At 72.4% G+C, this 7,520-nt stretch carries 7 protein-coding genes; 5 read left to right on the top strand and 2 right to left on the bottom strand.

Features of this window, described 5'->3' with window-relative positions; genetic code table 11:
* The first annotated feature begins 64 nt into the window (after positions 1-64).
* The 3 genes from Psi01_RS33690 (at position 65) to Psi01_RS33680 (ending at position 3,117) form a co-directional block, all read left to right on the top strand.
* Entirely contained in the window at positions 65-1,342 is a 1,278-nt protein-coding gene (locus Psi01_RS33690) for an HD-GYP domain-containing protein (RefSeq protein ID WP_204068183.1), read from the top strand.
* 85 nt (positions 1,343-1,427) lie between these two features.
* Positions 1,428-2,798, top strand: a complete 1,371-nt coding sequence (locus tag Psi01_RS33685) for an acetyl-CoA carboxylase biotin carboxylase subunit (protein ID WP_239128225.1) — start codon at positions 1,428-1,430, stop codon at positions 2,796-2,798.
* Between the two features lie 106 nt (positions 2,799-2,904).
* Positions 2,905-3,117 carry a biotin/lipoyl-binding carrier protein gene (locus Psi01_RS33680; protein ID WP_203876926.1) on the top strand — a complete coding sequence of 71 codons (213 nt, stop codon included), beginning with the start codon at positions 2,905-2,907 and terminating at the stop codon, positions 3,115-3,117.
* A 34-nt stretch (positions 3,118-3,151) separates the two neighbouring features.
* Here the strand turns inward: Psi01_RS33680 and Psi01_RS33675 are convergent, their stop codons facing one another.
* Positions 3,152-3,532, bottom strand: a complete 381-nt coding sequence (locus tag Psi01_RS33675) for a thioesterase family protein (RefSeq protein ID WP_239128224.1) — start codon at positions 3,530-3,532, stop codon at positions 3,152-3,154.
* 25 nt (positions 3,533-3,557) lie between these two features.
* On the opposite strand from Psi01_RS33675, the gene bsaP reads away from it, so the two are divergent.
* The gene (gene bsaP, locus Psi01_RS33670; protein WP_204068180.1) at positions 3,558-3,740 is read left to right on the top strand and encodes a biotin synthase auxiliary protein BsaP; all 183 of its coding nucleotides are present in this window, start codon (positions 3,558-3,560) and stop codon (positions 3,738-3,740) included.
* 226 nt (positions 3,741-3,966) lie between these two features.
* Complete coding sequence (locus Psi01_RS33665) at positions 3,967-5,721, top strand: serine/threonine protein kinase (RefSeq protein WP_204068179.1); 1,755 nt, start codon at positions 3,967-3,969, stop codon at positions 5,719-5,721.
* A gap of 48 nt (positions 5,722-5,769) precedes the next feature.
* On the opposite strand, the gene Psi01_RS33660 is transcribed toward Psi01_RS33665, so the two are convergent.
* Positions 5,770-7,416: an acetolactate synthase gene (locus Psi01_RS33660; protein WP_204068178.1), complete on the bottom strand. Its 1,647-nt coding sequence runs from the start codon at positions 7,414-7,416 to the stop codon at positions 5,770-5,772.
* Positions 7,417-7,520 lie beyond the last annotated feature (104 nt).

Below are 7,520 nucleotides of genomic sequence, written 5' to 3'. Positions count from 1 at the left end.
GAGCGGTGAGCCGCCGAGCGAGCGCAGCGAGTGAGAAGGCGAACGCGACCGGGAGTGCAGAGCGGTGAGCAGCACGGTCGTTCCGACCACGCGTGCCTTCCAGCGGCTGGACTCCGGGCAGCTCCTGCTCATCTCCGTGGCGGGGCTGCTGGCGGTGGCCGGGGTGGTGCACACCGCGGCGGTGGGGCTGGTCCAGCCGGAGTTCGCGATCGGATTCGGAGCCCTGATCGCCGCGGGGGAGCTGGCCAGGCTGACCATGCCCGGCAACCGGGAGGTGGCCCCCATCGGGGCGGCCGCCGCGCTGGGTTACACGTTGCTGCTCGACGTGGGCGCGACGAAGGCCCTGCACTCGCCGCTCCAGGTCGTCGCGGTGATGGCGGTCGGGATGGCCGCCGGAGTGCTGCCGCACCTGGCGGTCGGGCGCCCACCCCAGCTCGACGCGACGGCCCGGCGGCTGCTGACCGGGGCCCTGCTGGCCTTCGCCTACCGGCCGCTGGCCGACTCGCTGCACGGGATGACCCTGGGGCCCGGCGGGAGCTGGACGTCCGTGCTGGGCGTGATGGCCCTGCTGGTCATGGTGACGTTGACGCTGGACGTGCTGCTGGCCTCGGTGCTGCGGGCCGAGCAGGTGCGCGCCGCCTTCGGCGTGGCGCTGCGCGACGAGGTGCGGATGGCGGCCCCGCTGGGGGTGGCGGTGGGGTCCTCGGGCATCCTGCTGGCCCTGGCCTCGCACAGCATGGACATGGCGGCGCTGCTGGTCTTCGCGGCCCCGCTGCTGGTCACGCAGGTCGCCTTCCGTAAATACGCCGGGATCCGGGCCACCTACCTGCAGACGGTCCGGGCGCTGTCGCAGGTCACCGAGGTCGCCGGCTACGTCGAGCCCGGGCACTCGCGCCGGGTGAGCCGGCTGTCGGTCGCGGTGGGCCGGGAGCTGGGGATGGCCGAGCCGGAGCTGCTGGAGCTGGAGTACGCCGCGCTCATGCACGACATCGGGCAGCTCTCGCTGCGCGACCCGATCCCGGGGGGCGCGACCGTGCTCGTCGACTCCGCGCAGGCGCGGCGCATCGCCGAGCTGGGCGCGGAGGTCATCCGGCAGACGGGGGTGCTGGACCGGGTGGCCGAGATCGTGCGCCGCCAGTGCGACCCGTGCATCGAGATGCCGCCGCTGCCCAGCCGCATCATCAAGGCCGTCAACGCCTACGACGACCTGGTCGGCGCCTCCACCGACCGCGACCGGGCGGGGGCCTCGATGGAGCGGCTCCGCGGCGGGATCGGGGCCGAGTACGACCCGGACGTCGTGGAGGCGCTGGCCCGCGTCGTCGACCGTCTGGCGCGCTACTGATCCGGCGGTGGTTGTGGGGTTCCTACAGATCGTGTCGCCGCGATCGGTGGTTTAGGGCGAAAGGCTACGCCGAGACCCCGGTCATATGGTGGAGCGGTCGAAAGGGGTCCACGACGTGTTCGAGTCCGTTCTGGTCGCAAACCGCGGCGAAATCGCCCGGCGAATCATCCGTACGGTCCAGCGCATGGGGCTGCGGGCCGTGGCGGTGTACTCCGAAGCCGACGCCGATCTGCCCTTCGTGAAGGAGGCCGACGAGGCGATCCTGTTGGGTCCCGCCAATCCGGCGCAGAGCTACCTCGACGCCGGGAAGGTCCTCGAGGCGGCCCGCGCGTCGGGCGCGCAGGCGGTGCACCCGGGCTACGGCTTCTTCTCCGAGAACGCGGAGTTCGCCCGCGCGGTGATCGGGGCCGGACTCGTCTGGATCGGGCCCTCGCCCGAGTCGATCGAGCAGATGGGCGACAAGATCAATGCCCGCAACCTGATGGAGGTCGCGGGCGTGCCCGTCGCCGCGGGCACCCGGGAGCCGGTCACCGACGTGGAGAAGGCCGTGGCGGCCGCCGCCGAGATCGGATACCCGGTCATGGTGAAGACGGCGGGCGGTGGCGGCGGCATCGGCATGGGCGTCGCCCACGACGAGGCCGGGCTGGCCAAGGCGTTCGAGACCGCCGCGCGGGCCGCGGCGCGCTTCGGCGGGAACGGCGAGGGGCCCGCGATCCTGCTCGAGCGCTACATCGAGCGCGCCCGCCACGTCGAGGTGCAGATCCTCGGCCTCGCGGACGGCACGGTCGTCGCGCTGGGCGAGCGCGACTGCTCGGTGCAGCGCCGTCACCAGAAGGTCGTGGAGGAGACGCCCTCGCCCGGCATCTCGCCGGAGCTGCGCGAGCGCATGCTGGCGGCGGCCGTACGGGCGGGTGAGGCGGTGGGCTACCGCGGGGCGGGGACCGTGGAGTGCCTGGTCGACGCCGACAAGCAGGACTTCGTCTTCCTGGAGATGAACACCCGGCTCCAGGTTGAGCACCCGGTGACCGAGCTGGTGACCGGCATCGACCTGGTGGAGCAGCAGCTGCGCATCGCCGCCGGAGAGAAGACCGACGTCGCGGCGGCCGTGAACGGCCACGCGATCGAGTTCCGGGTCTACGCCGAGGACCCCAAGCGCTTCTTCCCCGGTCCCGGGAAGATCGACGTGTGGAGCGAGCCGTCCGGCGAGGGCGTCCGGGTCGACTCCGGCTACGCCGAGGGCACCACGGTCACGCCGTTCTACGATCCGCTCATGGCCAAGCTGTGCGTGTTCGGTCAGACTCGGGCCGAGGCTCTCGACCGCGCACGTGAGGCGGTGGCCGCGTTCCGGATCGAGGGGCCCAAGAACAACCTGCCGTTCTGCGCGGAACTGCTGGAGAACCCGGAGTTCGCGACCGGTGACTACGACACGGGACTGGTGGCCCGCATGCGGTCCTGACCAGGCGTGTCGTCTGGCACGGTTGGACGGTGGGACGAGTTGGACGGCCGGGCCGCGGGCCCGGCCGGGCGTGACATTGGCAGGCGAATGATGATGGGAGTTCCCGGTGGCTGAAGTACGCGCGGAGATGGTGGCGAACGTGTGGAAGGTCCTCGTCTCCGAGGGCGACACCGTCGAGGACGGCGACACGCTGGTCATCCTCGAGTCGATGAAGATGGAGATCCCGGTCATCACCGAGGACGACGGCGTGGTGGTCCAGCTCAAGGTCGCCGAGGGCGACGTCGTCCAGGAGGGCGACCTGATCGCGGTCATCGAGTAGCCGTCCGCCGTACCGGGGCGCCGGTACGGCGAGGTCAGCGGGCGAGTTTGGCGAGGAAGCGTTCGCGGTCGACGAGCACGCGCTCGATCGTGCCGGTTCCGACGAGCGTGTCACCGTCCAGGGCTGTGAAGGCGAAGACCAGGCGACGGCCGTCGACCTCGGTGAGCTCGGCGGCGATCTCGACGTGGGTGCCGACGGGGCTGGCGGCCAGGTGCTCCAGGGCGACCTTGGTGCCCACGGACGTCTGGCCCGGGTCCAGCTCCCCGGCGACCGCCTGGACGGTCGCCTGTTCGGCGAGGGCCAGCAGACGGGGGGTGGCCAGCACGGGGACGTCCCCGCTGCCGACCTTCACCGCGGTGTCCTCCCTCTCGACCATGATGAGGAGCCTGGCGCGCAGACCTGGAGCGAGCGTCATGCGCGTCAGCATAGGGTCTGCTTCTGTGACGTCCTACTGCGACCACTGCGGCGGCCCGGCCGGCGAAGGCGATCACGGGACCTGCCGCACCGCCAGGGAGATGGAGCCGCCGCGCTACTGCGCCCGCTGCCGCCGCCGGATGGTGGTCCAGGTGACACCGGCGGGATGGTCGGCGACGTGCGTGGAGCACGGCGTGCGTACCGGTTGACCCAAGAGACGGGAGTGGATGATCGGGTTCGGTGATAATGGAGTTCGTACGGCAAGCTATACAAAAACGTCCATAGCTCCAGATTTTGTGTCATGCTGCCGCACGTCCCCAGTTTGCAGATCGGGCGGCACGCAGAGCTTCGTTATGTCGCCGTGACATCGTCGCGATACAAATCCGCTTTGTTGGAGAACCCTGGGGTGGAAGTGGAGAGGGTTACGGGGGAGTCATGGTGGCCCAAGGCACGATGCTGGCCGGGCGGTATCGCTTAGATACCCGCATCGGCGCAGGCGGCATGGGCGAGGTTTGGCGCGGTGAGGACATCGTGTTGGCCCGCACCGTCGCCGTCAAGGTGCTGCTCCCGGGACGGATGGAGGACCCGGGATTCCTGGTCCGCTTCCAGGGCGAGGCCCGGGCTATGGCGACGATCAACCATCCGGGGGTCGTCGACGTCTACGACTACGGGGCTCACGAGGTACCGGGCGCGGGGGCGACCGTCTACCTGGTGATGAAGTTCGTGGACGGCGAGCCGCTCGACCGGCTGCTCGCCCGGCTGGGGAGCATCGCCCCCGGCGCGGCGATGGAGCTCATCGCCCAGGCGGCCTCGGCCCTGCAGGCCGTGCACGACCAGGGCATCGTCCACCGGGACGTCAAGCCGGGCAACCTGATGGTCCGGCCCGACGGCACGCTCGTGCTCACCGACTTCGGCATCGCCAGGTCCGACGCGGCCAGCCGGCTGACCGACGCCGGCATGGTGCTGGGCACCGCCGCCTACTGCGCGCCCGAGCAGGCCGAGGGCGCGCCGGTCACCCCGCTGGTCGACATCTACGCCCTCGGCGTGGTCGCCTACGAGTGCCTGGCCGGTCAGCGGCCCTTCGACGGCGACAGCCCGGTCACGATCGCGCTCAAGCACATCCGCGAGGCCCCGCCGCCGCTTCCGCCCGCGATCCCGCCCGCGGTCCGCGCCCTGGTGGAGCGGGCGCTGTCCAAGGATCCGGCCCGGCGGTTTCCCAGCGCCGCGGCGATGAGCACCGCCGCCAGGCAGGCGGTGCTGGCCGCGGAGACGGGCGCCGAGGCGGCCCAGCAGGCCCCCGCCGGATACGACCCGGCTCCGGCCGGTTACGACGCGGGCGTCACCGCGCAGCAGGCCGGATGGGCGCAGACGGGGTGGCACGACGCCGCCCGGCCCGAGACCGGCCAGGCCCACCAGGAGAGCGCCGGACCGACCGGATGGGCCGAGGCGGCCCCGCCGACCGGCGTGCGGCACGTCGCCGCGCAGCCGACGACCGGCTGGCGGGCGGACGCGCCGACCTCGCCGCCGCCCGGCATGCCGCCGGTCGATCCCGGTCCCCGTGGCAGGGGCCGCCGCGGCGCGCAGCGGCCCAGGCGCAAGGGCAGCCTGCTGGCGGTCACCGCCGGGGCGCTCGTGCTCGGCGTCGGGCTCGCCACCGTGGCGGTCAACGTGGTGGCGGCCTCCGACGGGGACACGCGCGTCACCCAGCCGAACAGCGCCGAGACGCTGCACGCGGGCGCCGAGTCGCCGAAGCCCTCCAAGACCACCTCGCGCCCGCCGAAGCCCACGCCGACGCCGACGAGGGATCGCCTGACCAAGCCGACGCCCACCGAGGAGCCGACGCCGACGGAGGAACCGACCGAGGAGCCGACGCCGACGCCCACTCCGACGCCGAAGCCCACCAAGAAGCCGACCCCGACGCCCACTCCGACGCCCGCGGTGAAGAAGAAGGTCCCGAGCGTGCTCGACCTGACCCCGGAACAGGCCAAGGACGTGCTGGCGAAGGCCGGTCTGAAGGTGACGGTCACCTACAGCGGCGACGCCGACCCCGACCAGTGCACCGAGGTGGTCGAGCAGCGGCCGGGCGCGGGGGCGATGCAGGACGTCAGGAAGCCGGTGGAGGTCATCGCGGTCAACGTGCCGTGCCCCCCGTCGCCCAGCGGGACCCCGACGGCGAAGCCCACGTCCTAGGAACCCCGGCGCCGGGACCTCCCGGTCCCGGCGCCGCAGTCCCGTCTGCTAGACCCCCGTGGTGGTGCGCGGGTAGGCGACGGACGGGTCGGTGGCGATGTTCACCATGTACGGCACGCCCGAGTCGAACGCGCGGCGCAGCGCCGGGCCGATCTCGACGGGGTCGGTGACCAGTTCGCCGCCGCCGCCGAGGGCGGTAACCACCTGGTCGTAGCGGCACTGCGGCTGGAGCTCGGCGGCCACGTCGTAGCCGTAGAGCATCTGCATCGGGTGCTTCTCCAGGCCCCACATGCCGTTGTTGCCGCAGATCATCACCACCGGCAGGCGGTGCCGTACCAGCGTGTCCACGTCCATCAGCGAGAAGCCCGCCGCGCCGTCGCCCAGCAGCAGCACCACCTGGGAGGAGGGACGGGCCAGGCGGGCGGCGATGGCGTAGCCCAGCCCGGTGCCCAGGCAGCCGTACGGGCCCGGGTCGAGCCAGTTGCCGGGCTGGCGGGGCTCGACGTACTTGCCGGCGTAGGAGACGAAGTCGCCGCCGTCGCCGATCACCACCGCGTCGTCGGCGAGGACCCTGCCCAGCTCGCCGTAGATGCGCATCGGGTGGATGGGGTCGGCCTCGGCCGCGAGCAGCTCGGCGTCCCCGGCGATGGCCGCGGCCGAGGCCTCGGCCAGCTTCGCCAGCCACGGGGCGTACCTGCCGGGGGACACGCCCGCCTCGGTGCAGGCCGTGCCCAGCCCCCAGAACAGCAGGGACAGGTCGCCCGCGGCGGAGCCGGCCGGCTGCATGTGCGTGGCCAGCTGCGACGGAGCGTCCACCAGGTGCACGACCTTGGCCAGCGGGGCCCCGTCCTTGCCGCCGAACCAGCCGTAGCCGAGCCGGAAGTCCAGCGGGGTGCCGGCCACGATCACCAGGTCGGCCTGGGAGAAGGCCAGGCTCCTGGCCCGGTTGACCAGCAGCTCGTGCCCGGCGGGCAGGATGCCCCGGCCCTGGCCGTTGGGGATGACCGGCAGGCGGTACTCCTCGGCGAAGCCCCGGGCGACCTCCTCGGCGCGGTCCATCCACACGTCGGAGCCCAGGACCAGCACGGGCCGCTCGGCCTCGGCCAGCAGCCGGGCGATCGAGGCCAGGGCGTCGGCGTCGGGTTCGAGGGGGGAGGGGGTCAGCGTCTCGGTGGCGTGCGGGGCGGCGGGGGCGAACAGGTCGTCCATGTAGAAGTCGAGGAAGACCGGGCCGCGGTGCGGGGCGATGGCGGTGCGGAAGGCCATCTCGACGTCCTGGCCGACGGAGTCGGCGCCCGAGCCGGTGAAGGCGAGCTTGGTGATCGGGGTGAGCAGCGGCGGGTGGTCCATCTCCTGCAGGGCGCCGGACCCCCAGCGCGAGCGCGGTGCCCTGCCTCCCATGACCACGACGGGGGAGCCGTTGAAGTGGGCGGTGGCCACGCCGCTGACGCCGTTGGTGATGCCGGGACCGGCGGTGAGCACGGCCAGGCCCGGCTTGCGGGTCAGCCGGGCGGTCGCCTCGGCGGCGAAGACGGCGCTCTGCTCGTGCCGCACGTCGAGGATGGAGACGCCCTCATGGACCGCTCCGTCGTACAGGGGGAAGACATGCCCGCCGGACAGGGTGAACATCGTCTCGATGCCGTAGGCCTTGGAGACGGCGACCGCGACGTCGCCCGCGTGCTTCGGAGACTCCATGCGCGAAACCTACCAGTCAGTCACTTAGCCGGACAGAGGAGTGGGCGGGGGGCTCGGGGGGACTCATGGGCCTCATACCCTCCCCCGATTTCCCCTCGTCACAC

Source organism: Paraplanobispora siamensis (assembly GCF_016863175.1).
Classification (GTDB): domain Bacteria; phylum Actinomycetota; class Actinomycetes; order Streptosporangiales; family Streptosporangiaceae; genus Planobispora; species Planobispora siamensis.
The sequence above is the reverse complement of the archived record's forward strand: the minus strand, read 5'-3'. Positions and strand labels throughout refer to the sequence as shown.